The organism is Enterococcus sp. 2G9_DIV0600, from assembly GCF_002140615.1.
Taxonomy (GTDB): Bacteria; Bacillota; Bacilli; order Lactobacillales; family Enterococcaceae; genus Enterococcus_D; species Enterococcus_D innesii.
Genome location: NZ_NGLL01000001.1, coordinates 75,930 through 94,362 on the forward strand (window position 1 = coordinate 75,930; position 18,433 = coordinate 94,362).

Sequence of the window (18,433 nt, forward strand, 5' to 3'; positions counted from 1 at the left end):
TCTCTTAAAAATTGGCTTCATGGTAGTTGTATTTTCTAAATATACGTTTGGTCATTTGATAAAACTCTTGTTTGGTCTTACGAAAGACATCAGGGTCTTGACCAATGTGGGACGTGACATAACCGACCATTTTCTCGACATAAGCCCGACTGTAGCCAGTAAATTCGCTCAAATCGATTTTCTCTAAGAAATATTCGATGTGGTTCCCATTGGGATTAGAAGCGTATAGACGATCGCGCTTCGTGTTGATGTAGATTACAAAAGCAATTTTTTTGATGTCGGAAAAATAAAGTTTTAGGGGCGTCGCAGCTGCCATGATACGGGCGATCTTCAAGAAATCCTGTTCTTGGTTAATGTTGGCATCCACAAATTCATACTGGTACTTCTCTAAGAAAAAAATCAGAAAAAATTGCCGAATGTTGTGTTCATTTCCTTTTAACTGGATGGGCTTGGTTGCGATGAAGAAATCATACGGTGCCAGAACCAAATTGATCCTCTTGATCAAACGAATGATCGATGACTTGCTTAAATTTAATTCTAGTGCCAGCATGTTATAACTAGTGAAACTTGATGAGAAGAGTAGTTCTAACAATTGGAACGCAGACGAGCGATTTAAAAAATGGCTGTATACGTCTAGTCGAGTAGCGAAAGGATGCAAGTGTAGGCGAACAGCTGAATAATCGTCAAATTGTAAGTCCAGAAACGAAAATTCATTGTCGATTTCCGCGATATAGGTTTTCGCTGCAGACATTGAAATGGAAAATTTCACTGCTAGATCGTGAAGACTCGTCCCCTGATCGTCTAATAAATACTCAATCAGCTGTAGTTTCTTTTGTGTTGTAGATGATAACAATTTCCGTAACATGATGCCCGTCGAGCCCCCTTTTAAGTAAATAGTATCACTTTTTTACATGTATTCAAAAAAATTGCGTGTTGTATTTTTTTTGAATACATCCCACCCCAAAATTTTGGGAAAATAGAAGTGTGGAATAGTAGTAATACGTTTGATACAAGTAGCAAAGACCAAAATGATTGAACCTTAGTGAGGAGGCAAAAAGCAGTTGTTTATTGGGATATATTGCTCACTTTTGAACAATGTTATGCGCAGAGCACTTCCGAGATCAATTGAAAAAAATTTATAAAAAGGAATGAACAATTATGAAAAAACAACTTTCTATCTATATATGTTTGCTAGTCTTGCTTGGTTCCATTTTTTGTGAACCAACGATCATTCTAGCAGAAGCAATCAACGCAACCGAAAGCACCGAAAGAACGACCGAAACGTTAGAAAGTACTGAACCTGTGACCGGAACGATCGATACGGAAAAAGCACCTACGGATTCATCGACAGCGGGAGCAGTTCAGTCAGCAACGAGTCAAGCAGAAGAAGAACAAGCAACCGTTCCTAGTGAAAGTCAAGCAACCCAAGCATCTTCGACACTGAATCAAAACAGCATTCAACCCCGAGCGCCAGATGCTGAGACGGAAACGGAAGCTTCTGCTACCGCTGAAAATCTTAGTGCCAACCTGAATGAACGGGGCGTGCAGCTTTTTGACAATGTCCGAATCACTGACTTAAACGATCAGCCTTTCACTGCCGAAAATCCACCGATGTATAATGACAATATCAAAATTCATTTTGACTGGTCGTTAGCAGATACGGAAGAAATTCGTGCTGGTGATTATTATACGTATCAATTGCCGAATTATTTTGCCATTCATAACACCGTCAGTGGTGAATTGACCCGTTCCGGCGGACAATCGATCGGAAGCTTTACCTTAGCACTCGATGGTACATTGACCGTTACTTTTAATGAGGCGGCACAAACACTTTCCAACCGCTCAGGGACTATTGATCTGATCACTGAATTAAGTGTAAGCACCGTTACTGAGGAAGTGACCATTCCTACCGGGATTTACGATGAAGATGGCCATGAGATCATCATTACATTACCTATTTATGAGGTCGATATCATTAAGACGGGTAACGTGACTTCCAGCGGTTCAGTGGTTTGGGAAATTATTTTTAACCAAACCAGTCGTGAATTGCATGATGTGGTGATTACCGATAAGATGCCACAAGGATTAGCTTATAGTACCTCGACAGGCTACTTGTACGATGAATCCACCGATGAATGGATTCGTACCGATGGCTTATATACGTTTAACAGTGTTAACAATACGTTTACCTTCAATCAAACGGTTAATCAACCGGTTCGAATCGTCATTAATAGTGCAGTCACCGATCCAACGGCTTCTTCTTTCAAAAACACGGCAACAATCAACGGTAGCGATTTTACAGAAAAAACCGCAGAAGCAACGGTTACCTACGATGAACAATCAGAATACAAACGATTTAAAGGCTACGATCCAGAAACGAAACGAGCATCTTGGGAAATTTCCGTTACATTGGACAAAGATCAAGCCAGAGTTTTGGATCAGACCTACTCGGGAACAGATCCTGAAAAAGCCTTGCACTTTTTTGTTCCAGAAACTTTGGTGATCACTGACAAAGACGGTAATCCAATCCCTTCAGAGGATTGGTCCTTTGATGGGACATACCAGCTGGACAAAGAGGGGGAAATCGTACGCTTTGGCATCACGTTTGCCAAAGCTGGCTACTACAAGATCCAATACGACACCCAGTTGTATGAATCGGTTTTAGCCGATACCCGTATATACAATTACGCTTCGATCCGCGACAATCAAAATACCTCGTTGACGGGCAGCGGGACAGTGACACCAACCAAAACGATCGGTGTCGTGAAAACCGCTGGCACTAAAGATTATGAGGCGAAGACTGTCGCATGGAAAATTGAAGCTAATACCAATCAGCAAAAAGTTAGCGACCTGATTATAGAAGACCGCTATCAATTGATCTCTGGCGCAAACAGCAGTGCTTTAGCTTTATTGGCGGATACGTTAATCGTGACAGCCAGCGGGGTGACCGAGCCTTTAGAGCTCAATACCGACTATACGCTAGAGCTGATCACAGAAACGAAAACGCTAGCCGATGGATCAACGAAGGAACTTGAGAGTGGTTTTCGCATCAAGCTGCAAGGAGCGTACCAAACGACCTCGGCAACGATCACTGTTAATTTCAAAACCAGCTTCGATGTTTCACAGCAGATCGCATTAGGAAGTTCTAGCAGCCGGTTTAGTAATGCAGCGTTTGTCCATTATAAAGACGAAGCCGGCAATACGTTCACGGAAGCTTCTGAATCCAATACTTGGATGGATACCAACTGGGTTAAAAATGCCTTGAAATACGGCCTATTCATTGGTGAAGGGGAAGATGTCGCCAAAGCGATTACCGCTGTATTAGGTCGGAATCTAGGAACTATTTTTGATGAGCAGACTGCTTCAAGCGATCAAGTCTATTGGATGGGGCTATTCAATACGTACAAAGAAAAAATCAATAAAGATGCAACCATCACGGACCAGCTGCAAGAAGGCCAAACCTTGAAAGACTTGGCGCTATACACGGTCACGGTAACTGGATATACGACACAAGTCAGAGCACTGAAAGAGCAATTGGTGCTAAACGAGGATTACAGTTACACTTATGACCCTGACACGAAGAAAGTTACGATCACCTTGCTGAAAGAAACGTCAGAAACACTGGCGGTCTTCTTGGCAACGGAAGCATCTGAAGAAGTATTTACCTACAAAAATACTATTACATTGACGGACAATGACACAACGTTGACTGCCGATGGCCAAGTCGACAAGTCTGCGAAAACGGACTGGTTGATGAAAAACGGCAGCCAGAATGCCGAGAACAATCGGTTGCTCGATTGGGAAATCATGATCAACGCGGACAGTCGCAAAATCCACAATGCGGTAGTGACCGATACCATCAACTACAATCAGCACACCTTTTTACGCGATGCCGACGATAACGTGATCGTAGATGTGTATGAAGCGGTCTTAAACAATGGCACTTGGGAAAAAGGGGAAAAAGTCACCTTCACCAACGAAGACAATCCGAAAATCACCTCGGATGTGGTCGCAGGGACGCAATCGTTAGTGATCGCTTTTGAAGAATTGATTGATAAACCGTACTTTATCGTTTATCAAACACAGCTTGATCCCGGGATTTTGAACAATGAACGGGTGGCCAATAGTGTCAATTTGACGGGTAGTGAGATCGAAATTCACACAGTGACCAAAGAAGTTACCATCAAGTCGACAGACGGTAGCGGAACCTCTTCTGGGACGAACGGCTCCTTGACGATCGTGAAATACGATGCCGATGGCACGAAAGAACGAGGGATCGATGAAGAAGCAGTTTTCCAACTAAGCCGCAAAAATGCGCAAAACACCTATGAAGTCATCTTGTCGAATCTGGTGGTGAAAAACAATCAGATCATGGAAAACGGCAACGCCATTGAACGGATCGACAATCTGCGCTACGGCGATTACATGATCCAAGAAATCACCGCACCAGAAGGATATGAACGAGATGCGACTCAGTACACCTTCACTATTTCTGATGAGCAAGTCAATTATGTTTTTGAACTAGCCAATAAGCGAGAAATCAAAGAAACAACCCTTGCCTTGAATGTTCAGAAAATGCTTGATGGACGCGAGTTGAAAGACGGCGAATTTACTTTCCACCTGGTGGATGAAGCTGGCTCTGTGATTTTAACGCAAACCAATGACGGTAACGGTCAAGTTACCTTTGACGCCATCACTTACAACGAGCCTGGCGAGTACCACTATACGATTCGGGAAAAAGCCGGCAACGATCCAACCATCACCTATACTGACAAGGAACTAAAGGTAACTGTGACCGTCACGGAAGAAGACAGCCAGTTGATTGCGAAAGCAGTCTATGAAGGCAATCAAGTCTTTGAAAATGACTATACGCCAAAAGCCGGTAGTGTCGTTTTGAGTGCTGAGAAAGTACTGATTGGTCGTGATTTGAAAGCAGAAGAATTTGACTTCGAGTTAGTCAATGAAGCAGGAACTGTACTTCAAACAAAAGCCAATGATGCAACTGGCAAGATCTACTTTGACGCTCTTCCTTACGATAAAGCAGGTGAATACCGCTATACCATCCGTGAGAAAGCAGGAACTGACGGCACCATCACTTACGATGCAAAAGAACTGGCGGTAGTTGTGACCGTCACCGATGAAGACGGACAGCTTGTGGCAGTTGCCGAATACGAAGGCAACCAAGTCTTTGAAAACGACTATACGCCAAAAGCCGGCAGTGTCGTACTAAGTGCCGAGAAAGTCTTAACCGGTCGTACCTTACAAGCAAATGAATTCGATTTTGAACTAGTCGATGAAGATGGAACTGTACTTCAAACAAAAGCCAATGACGCCACTGGCAAGATCTACTTTGACGCGCTCCCTTACGAGGAAACAGGTGAGTATCACTACACCATTCGTGAGAAGACAGGAACTGACGGTACCATCACTTACGATACGAAAGAACTAGCGGTAGTCGTGACCGTCACCGATGAAGACGGACAGTTGACCGCAGTTGCCGAATATGAAGGTAACCAAGTCTTTGAAAACGACTATACGCCAAAAGTCGGCGGAGTGGTGCTGAATGCTGAGAAAGTATTGACGGGCCGCACGCTGGAAGCCAACGAGTTTGCCTTTGAGCTAGTCGGTGAAGCAGGCAACGTGTTGCAGACGAAAACCAATGACGTAAATGGTCAAATCTATTTCGATGAATTGACATATGGCGAAGTCGGCGAATACCGTTATACGATTCGGGAAAAAGCTGGCGCAGATAGTACCATTACCTATGACACGAAAGAAATTGGCGTTGTCGTAAAAGTCACCGATGAAGACGGGCAACTAGTGGCAAAAGCAACGTATGATGGCAATGCGATCTTTGAAAACGACTATACGCCAAAAGCCGGCAGTGTCGTACTAAGTGCCGAGAAAGTCTTGACCGGCCGCACCTTACAAGCTGACGAATTTGCCTTTGAACTGGTGGATGAAGATGGAACTGTACTTCAAACAAAAGCCAATGATGCAACCGGACAAATCTACTTTGACGCTCTCGCCTATGAGAAAGCTGGCGAATACCGCTATACCATCCGTGAGCAAGCAGGAAACGATGACACCATCACTTACGATGCAAAAGAACTGGCGGTAGTTGTAACCGTCACTGATGAAGCCGGACAGTTGACCGCAGTTGCGGAATACGAAGGCAATCAAGTCTTTGAAAACAGCTATCAACCACAAGCAGGCAGTGTCGTACTAAGTGCCGAGAAAGTCTTAACTGGTCGTACGCTACAAGCAAACGAATTCGATTTTGAACTAGTCGATGAAGACGGAACTGTTCTTCAAACAAAAGCCAACGATGGCACTGGCAAGATCTACTTTGACGCACTCTCTTACGAGGAAACAGGTGAGTACCACTATACCATCCGTGAGAAAGCAGGAATCGATGGCACGATTACGTACGATAGGAAAGAACTGGCGGTAGTTGTCACTGTAACGGATGAAGACGGACAGCTCACGGCAGTTGCGGAATACGAAGGCAATCAAGTCTTTGAAAACAGCTACCAACCAAAAGCTGGCAGTGTCGTACTAAGTGCCGAGAAAACCTTAACTGGTCGTACATTACAAGCAAACGAATTCGATTTTGAACTAGTCGATGAAGATGGAACTGTACTTCAAACAAAAGCCAATGATGCAACCGGACAAATCTACTTTGATGCTCTCACATATGATGAAACAGGTGAGTACCACTACACCATTCGTGAGAAAGCAGGAACTGACGGTACCATCACCTACGATACGAAAGAACTGGCAGTAGTCGTAACGGTCATCGATGAAGCGGGACAGTTGACCGCAGTGGCGGAATACGAAGGCGATCAAGTCTTTGAAAACAGCTACCAACCACAAGCAGGCAGTGTCGTACTAAGTGCTAAGAAAGTCTTGACGGGTAGAGATTTGCAAGCCAACGAATTCGCATTTGAATTAGTGGATGAAGCTGGAAAGGTTCTGCAAACCCAACGCAATGATGCAAATGGAACGATTACCTTTGATGCATTGACGTATGACGATGCTGGGGAACATCGTTACACGATTCGTGAAAAAGCTGGCAACGATGCAACGATCATCTATGATGAAACCACCTATCAAGTAACGGTCACCGTCAAAGATCAAGCAGGAAAATTAGTAGCTGAAGCGGAGCAAACGGCAGACATGGTATTCAACAACCGTGTCAAAGAAGGCAAAACAACGAAACCGGGAACTGGCAACTTACCGAAAACCAATGACACCACGACCGCTGGTTGGGTCGTCTTGGGACTGTTGTTAGTAGTGATCGCAGTAGGCATCTACCTTGATCGCAAAAAACGGACGCCGTTATCATAGGCAGGGGAAGCAACAGAGCAGAAAGAGAAAGCGGGATGAGGCCAACTTGTCCCGCTTTTTCCTGTCCTGTTTTTCTTCACTTCAAAGAAAAAAAGCGTCAAAAGTATGAAACACTAGAAAGCGAACAATCAGCAAACCCAGACTCAAGAAGGGGACGAAGGGCAACTGCGCCAATCGTTTCTTCCAGATGCCTTGATAGCTAAAAAAAGCGAGGAGACCGAGACTGCTGGCTACCAGTAAGAGGGCCAAAAGTGTCTTTGGCGCTAGCCAAGTGCCCCAGCCTGCCAGCACTAAGAGATCGCCGCCGCCCATTTTTTCCTGCCAGACAAAAAAGACCAGTGGAACCAGCAAGCCTAAAGACAGCCATTGAAAAGAAGCGCCGCTTCTAAGCTGTGCCAGCGCTAGCAGTAGGTGGGCGGGGTACAGCAGTTGCGGGTAGACGCTATAGTCTATCAAGTCGGTCAAGCTGAGTAAAAAGGCACTGGTCAGCCAGACAAAAGCCAGGAAGCTTTCTGAAGCATGAAAGGCAACCCCGCAAAGTCCGCCATAGCATATGCAAGCGAAGACCCAATAAAGCGGGGATGAAGGCCATCTTGTAGGAAGCAGAAAAAACCAATGGTTATCCGAAACTTTGTTCACTTTCTGGTAGTGAGAACGAGAATCACTTTTTGGTGGATTCCAAAACAGGGTTTGCAAGAGTAAAAGCCAAAAGAAGCCGAGTAAAGCGCCTAAAAAAAACACGAAAATCGTCATTTTTCGTACCCCCTCATAAAGAAATACGTAAGAGAGTGAGAAATTTTCTCAAATAGATGATTTTGTTGTACTTTTTATTTGTTTCGTATTATCCTTAAAATAGATAATTTAGAGGAGGAATCGTTATGAAATTTGAACAAACAAAAGAAGTATTAAACCAACTTGTTGCTGATTTAAGCCAAATGGCTATGGTCGTTCACCAAACACACTGGTACATGCGTGGACCTGGCTTTTTGACCTTGCATCCAATGATGGACGAATTCATGGATGATCTAAATGAGCAATTGGATGAAGTTTCTGAACGCTTGATTACATTAGACGGTTCACCATATTCAACTTTGCGTGAAATGGCAGAACACACTCAAATCCCTGATGAAGTGGGTAACTGGGACCGCACGATTCCAGAACGCTTAGCTACATTGGTGGAAGGCTACCGTTACTTAGCGGACTTATACCAAAAAGGGATCGAAGTATCTGGTGAAGAAGGCGACGATCCAACCCAAGATATCTTCATCGGCTTCAAAACAGCCATCGAAAAACGTATTTGGATGATCCAAGCGCACTTAGGCGAAGCGCCATTGATCGATCCAGCGAAATCTCGCGTACGTCATTAATCAACAAAAAACCAGCGAAGAATTTTCTTCGCTGGTTTTTTTACTTGCTTGCCAATAATGCTTTGGCGGCTTCAATTTGCTGTGCCACTTGATCAAAACCGGTGCCGCCATACGAATGACGATTTTTGACGGCGGTATAGGAATCAAGTTTTTCAAAAATATCGCTGTCGATGGCAGGATGGATCGCTTGGTAGTCTTCCAAGGAAACATCTTGCAGATAGATGCCTTTGCTCAAACACTCACTGACGAGCTTGCCAACGATCTCATGGGCTTGTCTGAAAGGCACGCCTTTGCCAGCTAAGTAATCCGCTAATTCTGTTGCGTTAGAAAAATCCTTTTCAGTGGATTCTTGCATCCGTGCTTGATTGACCTTCATCGTTGCGATCATGCCTGTCATGATCTGCAAGCTTTTCGTGATGGTTTCGGCACTGTCAAACATGCCTTCTTTGTCTTCTTGGAAATCTTTGTTGTACGCCAGCGGCAAACCCTTCATGACCGTCAAAAGGCCAAAGAGATTCCCATAGACACGTCCTGTTTTTCCACGGATCAGCTCCGCCATGTCAGGGTTTTTCTTTTGAGGCATAATGGAGCTGCCGGTGGAGAAGGTATCGGTCAGTTCCACGAATTGGTACTCGTGGCTGCACCAAAGAATCAGCTCTTCACAAAAACGAGACAGATGCATCATCAATAAAGAGGCGTTGCTTAAAAATTCCAAGATAAAATCACGATCACTGACCGCATCTAGGCTGTTGCTGTAAATATTGCTGAACCCTAACTCTTGAGCAGTGAAAGCACGATCGATAGGGAAGGTAGTTCCTGCCAAAGCAGCACTGCCTAAAGGCATCACATCGATGCGGCTCAAACTCTCACTGAAACGCTCTTGGTCACGCGTCAGCATACTGTAATAGGCTAAGAGGTGATGGGCAAAAGAAATCGGCTGTGCATGCTGCAGATGGGTATAACCAGGCATGATGGTGTAGATGTTGGCTTCGGCTTGTAAAACCAGCGCTTCTCGCAATTCAGCGATCAAAGTGATCACCTCTTGCACGACTTCTTTCAAATACAAATGCATATCGGTCGCCACTTGGTCATTACGACTACGGGCAGTATGCAATTTGCCTGCCACTGGTCCAATCAATTCATGCAAGAATGTCTCGATGTTTAAATGGATGTCCTCATTTTCAATCGTGAAGGTCAATTCGCCAGCGGCTAATTGCTGTTGAATCGTGGTCAAGCCGCCAATGATCGCTTCGCCATCGGTTTGACTGATGATGCCCGTATGGACCAGCATTTTGACATGTGCCAAACTGCCAAGAATGTCTTGCTTTGCTAACTTTTGATCAAACGTGATGGAAGCCCCAAAAGCATCGATCCATGCTTCGTTTTTCCCATCGAAACGTCCGCCCCATAATTTTGCCATATTCTCACCTCAAAAAAAGATTACGGCTGAAGCGGCAGCTTCAGCCGTGCATACTTAAATCAATGTTTCTGTTAGTTGCTGTTGTGCTTGGATCTCAGCGTGCACTTTGCTTGGCAGTCCCCATAATTTGATGAAGCCGATGGCCGCATGCTGATCAAAGGTATCTGCAGAAGTATACGTTGCTAAGTTTTCATCGTACAAACTGTTTTCAGATTTACGTCCTTCACAAATGACGTTGCCTTTGAACAATTTCAAACGCACGATCCCGTTGACGTAGACTTGCGTGCTTTTCAGGAAGGTAATCAAGGCTTCCGTCAATGGATTGAACCAAAGACCATCATAGATGACTTGGGCTAATTGCTGCTCGATGATTGGTTTGAAATGCGCCAATTCCCGGACAAAGACCAAATCTTCCAATTCTTTATGAGCTGTCATCAAAGCGATCGCTCCTGGACATTCATAAACTTCCCGTGATTTGATCCCCACCAAACGATTTTCGATATGGTCAATCCGACCAACGCCATGTTCGCCAGCCATCCGGTTTAGTTTCATGATCAATTCTGCTAGATTCATCGTTTCGCCATCAATGGCGGTCGGTACCCCTTGATCAAAAGTGATCTCAACGATCGTTGGTACGTCAGGAGTATCTTCTAATTCTTGTGTGATGGCGTAGGCTCCTTTTGGCGGGGTTGCCCAAGGATCTTCTAAGACGCCGCACTCACAGGCACGTCCCCACAAGTTTTGGTCGATGGAATACGGATTGTCCAAGTCAGCGGGAATCGGCACTCCTTTTTCAGCCGCATAGGCAATCTCTTCTTCTCGGGACCATTTCCATTCCCGAACCGGTGCGATCACTTTCAAGTGAGGCGCTAAAGCGGAGATCGCTACTTCAAACCGAACTTGGTCGTTGCCTTTACCAGTACAGCCGTGGGCGACGGTCGTTGCGCCAGTCGCTAATGCCAATTCCACCAATTTCTTGGCGATCAATGGACGAGACAAAGCGGAAACAAGAGGATAAGAATTTTCATAAAAAGTATTGCCTTGTAAAGCGATCAAAGCAAAATCTTGGGCGAATTCTTCGCGGGCATCGATGGCATAAGATTCAATCGCGCCAACTGCCAACGCTTTGTCTTTAATGGATTGGGTGTCGCGACCTTCACCGATATCTAGGCAGCAAGCCACCACATCATATCCTTGGTCCGTTAACCATTTAATTGAAACGGAGGTATCTAATCCTCCAGAATAGGCCAATATTACTTTTTCTTTCATACTTATTAACTCCTTTTCCGCATGTTTTCAAGTGATTGAAGCTATCTTATCAGAATAAAAATAATAAATCAAGGGTAAAATTAAATATTTATACATAAAAGTGGTGATTATCAGGTTTTTATACTATTGTCGATGGTTAAGGAAAAGAAGTGGATGCTCACTTTGTTAATGAAATTTTATACATAATATTCATAAAGATATTCAGTTTTAGAAGCCTGCAACAACAAGTTTCGTTTTTCAGAGAAAATAGCAGAAAACGAATGGAGAAAATTTTCAAAAAGAGGCGGAATTACGTTGACATTAGGCTTTATAGAAGGTATTATGTTATATGGTATTGTTTGCCCCACAAGAGCCCCGGAAACTCAAGTGTATGTCAAACATTCGTGAAATTGAATTGGAGGAAAAAATTGTGCGTACAACATATATGGCCAAACCAGGCGAAGTAGAACGTAAATGGTACGTAGTAGATGCAACAGATGTTCCTATGGGTCGTCTTTCAGCAGTAGTAGCATCTGTCTTACGTGGTAAAAATAAACCAACATTCACACCTCATGTGGATACAGGCGATTTCGTAATCGTCATTAATGCAGAAAAAATCAAATTAACAGGTAACAAAGCAAGCGATAAAATTTATTACCGTCACTCAAACTTCCCAGGAGGATTGAAATCAGTCTCTGCTGGAGAATTACGTGCTAAAAATTCTCGTCGTTTGATCGAAACTTCTGTAAAAGGCATGCTTCCTAAAAACACTTTAGGCCGTAAACAAGGAATGAAACTTCATGTTTATGCTGGCGCTGAACACCCACATGCTGCACAACAACCAGAAGTATTGGACATCACAAACTTAATCTAATAGGAGGGAATTTCATTGGCACAAGCTCAATATATCGGCACTGGCCGTCGTAAAAATGCAGTAGCCCGCGTACGTTTAGTACCAGGTACTGGTAAAATTACTGTTAACAAAAAAGATGTTGAAGAATACATCCCACACGCAGACTTGCGTGAAGTAATCAACCAACCATTCGGCGTTACAGAAACTAAAGGTTCATACGATGTTTTTGTAAACGTAAATGGTGGTGGATACGCTGGACAATCAGGTGCAATCCGTCACGGTATCGCACGCGCATTGTTACAAGTTGATCCTGATTTCCGTTTAGCTCTTAAACGTGCTGGCTTACTTACTCGTGATGCACGTATGGTTGAACGTAAAAAACCAGGTCTTAAGAAAGCTCGTAAAGCTTCACAGTTTTCAAAACGTTAATATTATTTATATATCAATGTTTCAAGGCACTTTTCAATTATTTGAAAAGTGTCTTTTTCTTTTTTAAGAACACATATTAATCACATTTATTCAACCCTCTCTGAAAGGCTTCAAAAACAGTTTTATCTACTACATCTGGTGTATTTACATATATTCTCGTAGTAGAAATATCTGAGTGTGTTAAAGCACTAGATATTGATTCATATTTGCTCCACCTTGTCTAGCTATAGTTGCATAAGTATGACGAAGCTTATGTGGAGATAAATGAGCCAATTCAGAATGTCGTCTTTTAATTGAATTGATTCTACAGTTTAGGTAATCAGCGTGAACAAGGCAATTTACTTCTCCGGATGGTTTAGTATAGGTAAAGAGATACTGATCTGATGTTTGTTTAATTTTTAATCTCAACAATTGCTCAGCTTGCACTGACTTCCATTTAATTCTAATGAGTTTGCATTCTCCTCCCTTAAGACTTTTTCTATTTTCTTTTTCATATCGTTTTCGGCTTTAATAGCCAGCTGCCTAGTTGGAAATGTTTTTTGATACTTTTCTGATGTAGTTCCTGTTATTTCTCTGAATTTTTTTGGATACCTCAGATTAGTTTTATATTTTCCATTTGAAAGTTTTGTAGGCAAACTCCTCACTCCTTAAAAAAGTAAGGCAGTATATTTCGCTAATTTTAGTATATGCGGCGAGAAGAAAATTTCAAATTGTTTTAAATGTATTCATGAAATCTTTGATATCTTTTATGTCAAAGCGTACTATACCATCAATTCTTATTACTGGAAAATTGTATATACGAATCCATTTATCTAAAGTATTATTATCAATTCCCAGAAATTCACAGGTCTGTTTTTTATTCAAGTAGACTCTCGACTTTATAAAATCATCTCCTAAAATAATGATTTGGAATTTTTGAATTGCTTTGGGTAAGCGCATAGGAATTTCACCTCCCGCCAGTTTATGGCGAGCCTTACGGAAATATCATTATATACTGCTATTGTCATGGCGTTTTGTTGTTCCAAAATAAAAAGAATCACTAAGTATTTATCTCTAACTAGGTCATGGCGTACTTGAGTTTCTCGCTCGAATAGCAGGGAACGTTATTCAAAAATTATATTTAATTTTCAATGATCAAAATAGGATTTTTCTTCTATTCACCATTAATAACGGAAAACGTGTATAAAAAGACACATCGAGACAAAAAAATATAAAAGGAGTATAATAGTTTTTATATCGTTTTTGAGTGATAGAGAATTTATTATTAGACAGTATGATTCATTTCAACTAGTACATAAATAAAATAAAAGACGAAACAATTGATTAAATAGATGGTTATTATGTAATAATATAAACATAACGAAACAAAAATTATCCAAATCTAATATAGGAGGGCGAAGATGGAAAATTCTCTATATTTAGTAAAAGAACCTAATACTCAGTTGAGAGATTGTTACTTTAATTTTTGTGGATACTCAAAAACAGAACCTAGACATAGTTTTGGACCAGCTATTCGAGAACAATACTTAATACACATAGTGGTAGAAGGTGAAGGCTATTATTCAATTAATGATCAAAAATATTTTCTGAAGAAAGGGCAAGGATTTGTTATCCCACCAGGAGTATCTACTTTTTATCAAGCAGATGAAAAAAAGCCGTGGTCATATGTATGGTTGGGTTTAAGTGGCAATTTTGTAGAATACTATCTAAAAGAAATTGGTGTTGGAAAGGAACATCTTGCTTTTAAAGTCGAAAATTTAAATTCATTTAAAGGATTAATTTTTGAAACCTTATCGTATGATCAGGACAATCTAGTTAGTGAATTGTCCAGACAAAAACAAGTTTATAAATTTTTAGAACTCCTCTTAAGTTCAGCTAGTTATCTGAATGAAGGGATAATTACTAAAAAGATGAATCCTTTTGTTCGTCAAACAATTGAAATAATCCGCGAAAATGCGTATCAAAAATTATCTGTTAAAGATATTGCTGTCAGTCTATCGATACACGAAAATTATTTATCACGATTGTTTAAGAATGATATGGGAATATCAATAAAAGAGTATATTAGTGAAATCAAAATTTCTATTGCAAACGATCTGTTATCATCAACTGAATATTCAATCCAGCAAATCAGTGACAAGATAGGATTCTCAACAGTACAATCTTTTTCTAAAGCCTTTAAGAAAGCAAATGGTGTTTCACCGGGAGTATATCGAAAACGTAGATTAGGTCTAGGAATCATTAATGGTGAATAAACTAAACATTTGATTTTGATAAATATTCGTTACTTTAAACGCTTACTATTTATGTGAGCGTTTTTTATAATGCAATAAAGAAACGGAGGAGAGCTTATGTATATGGATAATGAAATGAATATTATTTATCGATCAGAAAACCAACAATTTCATTTGTTTAATCAGGAGATAAGTTACATTTTTAAGATATCGGAAGATGGTAAATTATTGCATTTATATTATGGAGAAAACTTGCCAGATAGCGATTATAGCCATCTAATTGAAATGCACCATCGACCTATGACTACTTATAGAAATGAAAGCGATTTGCTATATTCGCTTGAACACTTAAAACAAGAGTTTCCTGAATATGGTACAACTGATTTTAGACATCCTTCCATTTCGTTATTACAGAAAAATGGATCTCGTTTAACAAATTTTGTATATCAAGGGTACGAAGTGGAAGAAGGAAAACCTAAACTAGAAGGTTTACCTGCTACCTATGTTGATAATAATGATGAAAGCAAAACATTGAAAGTTTATGTTTTAGATTCAGTTACAAATGTTCAAGTAGAATTATTATATACAATTTATAGAGATTATCCTGTTATTACTCGTAGCGCGCGAGTTATGAATAAAGGAAAAGATATTCAAATAATCGAGAATATTAGCAGTTTATCATTGGATTTACCCGATGCAAATTATGAATGGCAACAATTATCTGGTGCTTGGGGAAGAGAAAGAACTATTAAGTCGCGTACTTTACAACAAGGAATTCAATCAATTGAATCTACTCGAGGTATTTCAAGCCATCAGCATAACCCATTTGTTACTTTAAAAAGAAAAAATACTGATGAAAATCAAGGAGAAGCTATTGGTGCAGCACTAGTTTACTCAGGAAACTTCTTAATTCAAGCAGAAGTAGATACATGGGATGTTACTAGACTACAAGTTGGCATCAATCCATTTGGATTTAATTGGAAACTCAATCCAGGAGAAATATTTACAGCACCAGAAGCGATTCTGGTTTATTCAAGTAAGGGTTTAAATGCCATGAGTCAAACTTTTCATCAACTATTTAGAAAACGCTTAGCTCGTGGTAAGTGGCGAGAAAAAGACCGTCCTGTCTTAATTAATAATTGGGAAGCAACATATTTTGATTTTGACGAAGAAAAGTTGGTAAATATTGCTAAAAAAGCATTTGATGTTGGTATTGAATTATTTGTATTAGATGATGGCTGGTTTGGAGAAAGAGAAAACGATTGTGCAGGATTAGGAGATTGGCATGTAAATCCTAAAAGACTACCTAGAGGAATCGGCAGCCTTTCAGAAAAAATTCGTAGTTTTGGTATGAAATTTGGTTTATGGTTTGAACCTGAAATGGTGAATAAGGATAGTGAGTTATATCGCACACATCCGAATTGGATTATTTCTACACCTAATCGAAAACCTAATCATGGTAGGAACCAATATGTATTAAATTTTGGGTTAGATGAGGTTGTTGAAAATATTTTCGATCAAATGTGTAAAATCATTGATGAATCAAACTTAGATTACATTAAGTGGGATATGAATCGTCCATTGACTGATGTATTTGACAGTCACTTGTCAGCAGATCAACAAGGAGAAGTATTCCACAGATATGTACTAGGCGTATATTGCTTATATGAAAAACTTATAACAAAATATCCTAACATACTATTTGAGTCTTGTTCATCAGGTGGTGGGCGCTTTGATCCTGGAATGCTTCACTATGCACCTCAAGCTTGGGCTAGTGATGATTCAGATGCAATTGAAAGGTTAAAAATTCAATATGGAACTAGTATGCTGTATCCTCTTTCGTCTATTGGTGCTCATGTATCAATTGTTCCAAATCATCAAACAAACCGTATAACACCTATAAAAACTAGAGGAAATGTAGCTTTTTTTGGTGCATTTGGATATGAGCTTGACTTAAATGAATTAAGTGAAGGCGATTTGAGGATTGTAAAAGAACAAATTGCCTTTTATAAAAAATATAGAACCATAATTCATAATGGTACTTTTTATAGACTATTATCACCATTCAATGATGATAATCAAACTGCATGGATGGTTGTTAGCCATGATAAGAAGACTGCTATTGTAGCCCATTACAAAACATTAAATGAGGTGAATGCTCCATATCGCCGGTTGAAATTGAAAGGGTTAGATAATGACGGATTTTATAAAATAGGACAAAATAGTTTGCAATCTGGAATAGAATTGATGAGAGCAGGACTAGTCTGTTCAGATGCATCTAGTGGACAAATAAATGATCAGAATCGACGCCCAGAAACATTTGATTTTGATTCTAAAATTTGGGTTATAACACAGGAGGAAAAGTAGAGATGAATAACCAAAAAAGCTTACTTCAAAAAGGAGCAATCTTAAGTATTTCACTAATGTTAACAAGCTCTCAAGCAATTAATGGTGTTATTCCACAAATGAAACAGTCTTTGGGGATATCACAAAGTCAAAGTGAACTTTTAGGAACTGCACCAAGTATAACTGTTATTGTGTTTATCTTATTATCTAGTTACTTTGCCAAAAGAATAGGAATGAAAAATACAATAATTTTAGGTTTATTATTAGCTGGTATAGGAGGAATTATCCCAGTATTTACAGCTACCTTCCAAACCGTTCTTATTAGTCGAGTAATATTAGGAGCCGGTTTAGGATTATATAATTCATTGGCTGTGACATATATCAGTTCTTTATATTCTGGCAATACTAGAGCAACACTATTAGGTATTAGAAATTCAATGGAAGCTTTAGGTCAGACAATTCTTATTTTTCTTGCTGGAGTTTTAGTGAACATTAATTGGACGGCTTCTTTTTTAGTCTATGCAATTGCGTTTCCTGTAGCTCTCTTATTCGCGCTAAAAGTTCCTGAAATTAGAGATGAAAATAGCGTCATACCTGAAAATCATGTAAAAGAAAAGATGAATCCAATGGTTTTTGCTCTAGTCCTATTTGCAATCTTACTCGTAATGAATAGCATTGCTATTTCTGTCCGATTTGCATCGATTGCAACTGAAATTAAAGGGGTAAACTTTAATGCTAGTAACTATTTAGCTCTAATGCCTATCTTAGGAATACTAGCAGGATTTATGTTTGGACCAATAAATAAGTGGATAGGAAAAGGAACCCTATACTTGGGAATTATATTCTTTATAATTTCAAATTTGTTAATTGCTACGTCAAATGGTAATATGGCGTTCCTGCTAACAGGTTTATTTTTATCAAGTATAACAGGATCATGGTGTTTCCCATTTATCTTTAGTAACTTAGATAAAGTAACTACAAAGGATACAATTAATTTTGCTACTTCATTGATTTTTATTGGCTGTAATATTGGCAATTTTATAGCTCCTATTTCTATGCAACTAGCACAATTTCTAACAAAAAGTACCAGCTTAACTGCTCCATTTTTTGTATTCGCAGGAATATTTATTGTCATCCTATTTGTAACATTTTTTGCGTCAAATAAAAAAAATACTAAAGTAATAAC

At 40.2% G+C, this 18,433-nt stretch carries 12 protein-coding genes and 1 pseudogene; 7 read left to right on the forward strand and 6 right to left on the reverse strand.

Annotated elements, in window-relative coordinates:
* Positions 1 to 4: 4 nt before the first annotated feature.
* Positions 5 to 865: a helix-turn-helix domain-containing protein gene (locus tag A5870_RS17500; protein ID WP_242595938.1), complete on the reverse strand. Its 861-nt coding sequence runs from the start codon at positions 863 to 865 to the stop codon at positions 5 to 7.
* Positions 866 to 1,158: 293 nt separating this feature from the next.
* Here A5870_RS17500 and A5870_RS00390 point away from each other — a divergent pair, with 293 nt between their 5' ends.
* On the forward strand, positions 1,159 to 7,350 hold the full coding sequence (locus A5870_RS00390) for a Spy0128 family protein (RefSeq protein WP_086291471.1): 6,192 nt from the start codon (positions 1,159 to 1,161) through the stop codon (positions 7,348 to 7,350).
* An 81-nt stretch (positions 7,351 to 7,431) separates the two neighbouring features.
* Here the strand turns inward: A5870_RS00390 and A5870_RS00395 are convergent, their stop codons facing one another.
* A complete protein-coding gene (locus tag A5870_RS00395; RefSeq protein ID WP_086291472.1) occupies positions 7,432 to 8,103 on the reverse strand; it encodes a prepilin peptidase in 672 nt (223 codons plus the stop codon).
* A gap of 125 nt (positions 8,104 to 8,228) precedes the next feature.
* Between A5870_RS00395 and A5870_RS00400 the strand changes: the two genes are divergently transcribed.
* Positions 8,229 to 8,717, forward strand: coding sequence for a Dps family protein (locus tag A5870_RS00400; protein ID WP_005230382.1), 489 nt, complete (start codon positions 8,229 to 8,231; stop codon positions 8,715 to 8,717).
* Between the two features lie 40 nt (positions 8,718 to 8,757).
* Here the strand turns inward: A5870_RS00400 and argH are convergent, their stop codons facing one another.
* Together argH and A5870_RS00410 are read right to left on the reverse strand one after the other, a co-directional pair.
* The gene (gene argH / locus A5870_RS00405; protein WP_086291473.1) at positions 8,758 to 10,137 is read right to left on the reverse strand and encodes an argininosuccinate lyase; all 1,380 of its coding nucleotides are present in this window, start codon (positions 10,135 to 10,137) and stop codon (positions 8,758 to 8,760) included.
* A gap of 54 nt (positions 10,138 to 10,191) precedes the next feature.
* Positions 10,192 to 11,406, reverse strand: coding sequence for an argininosuccinate synthase (locus A5870_RS00410; protein ID WP_086291474.1), 1,215 nt, complete (start codon positions 11,404 to 11,406; stop codon positions 10,192 to 10,194).
* Positions 11,407 to 11,812: 406 nt separating this feature from the next.
* On the opposite strand from A5870_RS00410, the gene rplM reads away from it, so the two are divergent.
* Positions 11,813 to 12,259: a 50S ribosomal protein L13 gene (gene rplM / locus A5870_RS00415; RefSeq protein ID WP_301280258.1), complete on the forward strand. Its 447-nt coding sequence runs from the start codon at positions 11,813 to 11,815 to the stop codon at positions 12,257 to 12,259.
* 15 nt (positions 12,260 to 12,274) lie between these two features.
* Positions 12,275 to 12,667, forward strand: coding sequence for a 30S ribosomal protein S9 (gene rpsI, locus A5870_RS00420; RefSeq protein WP_003128901.1), 393 nt, complete (start codon positions 12,275 to 12,277; stop codon positions 12,665 to 12,667).
* A 76-nt stretch (positions 12,668 to 12,743) separates the two neighbouring features.
* On the opposite strand, the pseudogene A5870_RS00425 reads toward rpsI, so the two are convergent.
* Positions 12,744 to 13,302, reverse strand: a pseudogene (locus A5870_RS00425) (tyrosine-type recombinase/integrase).
* 70 nt (positions 13,303 to 13,372) lie between these two features.
* Positions 13,373 to 13,606, reverse strand: coding sequence for a helix-turn-helix domain-containing protein (locus A5870_RS00430; RefSeq protein ID WP_086291475.1), 234 nt, complete (start codon positions 13,604 to 13,606; stop codon positions 13,373 to 13,375).
* Between the two features lie 461 nt (positions 13,607 to 14,067).
* Here A5870_RS00430 and A5870_RS00435 point away from each other — a divergent pair, with 461 nt between their 5' ends.
* The 3 genes from A5870_RS00435 to A5870_RS00445 all read left to right on the forward strand — a co-directional run.
* Positions 14,068 to 14,922, forward strand: coding sequence for an AraC family transcriptional regulator (locus A5870_RS00435; protein WP_086291476.1), 855 nt, complete (start codon positions 14,068 to 14,070; stop codon positions 14,920 to 14,922).
* Between the two features lie 96 nt (positions 14,923 to 15,018).
* Positions 15,019 to 17,268, forward strand: coding sequence for an alpha-galactosidase (locus tag A5870_RS00440; RefSeq protein ID WP_086291477.1), 2,250 nt, complete (start codon positions 15,019 to 15,021; stop codon positions 17,266 to 17,268).
* Positions 17,269 to 17,270: 2 nt separating this feature from the next.
* A partial coding sequence (locus tag A5870_RS00445; RefSeq protein WP_086291478.1) for an MFS transporter occupies positions 17,271 to 18,433 on the forward strand: 1,163 nt, incomplete at its 3' end.

Excerpts from the sequence above, each read along its gene's own strand:
- A5870_RS17500 (WP_242595938.1), bottom strand. The coding sequence starts at position 865 with ATGTTACGGAAATTGTTATCATCTACAACACAAAAGAAACTACAGCTG.
- A5870_RS00390 (WP_086291471.1), top strand. The coding sequence starts at position 1,159 with ATGAAAAAACAACTTTCTATCTATATATGTTTGCTAGTCTTGCTTGGT.
- A5870_RS00395 (WP_086291472.1), bottom strand. The coding sequence starts at position 8,103 with ATGACGATTTTCGTGTTTTTTTTAGGCGCTTTACTCGGCTTCTTTTGG.
- A5870_RS00400 (WP_005230382.1), top strand. The coding sequence starts at position 8,229 with ATGAAATTTGAACAAACAAAAGAAGTATTAAACCAACTTGTTGCTGAT.
- argH (WP_086291473.1), bottom strand. The coding sequence starts at position 10,137 with ATGGCAAAATTATGGGGCGGACGTTTCGATGGGAAAAACGAAGCATGG.
- A5870_RS00410 (WP_086291474.1), bottom strand. The coding sequence starts at position 11,406 with ATGAAAGAAAAAGTAATATTGGCCTATTCTGGAGGATTAGATACCTCC.
- A5870_RS00430 (WP_086291475.1), bottom strand. The coding sequence starts at position 13,606 with ATGCGCTTACCCAAAGCAATTCAAAAATTCCAAATCATTATTTTAGGA.
- A5870_RS00435 (WP_086291476.1), top strand. The coding sequence starts at position 14,068 with ATGGAAAATTCTCTATATTTAGTAAAAGAACCTAATACTCAGTTGAGA.
- A5870_RS00440 (WP_086291477.1), top strand. The coding sequence starts at position 15,019 with ATGTATATGGATAATGAAATGAATATTATTTATCGATCAGAAAACCAA.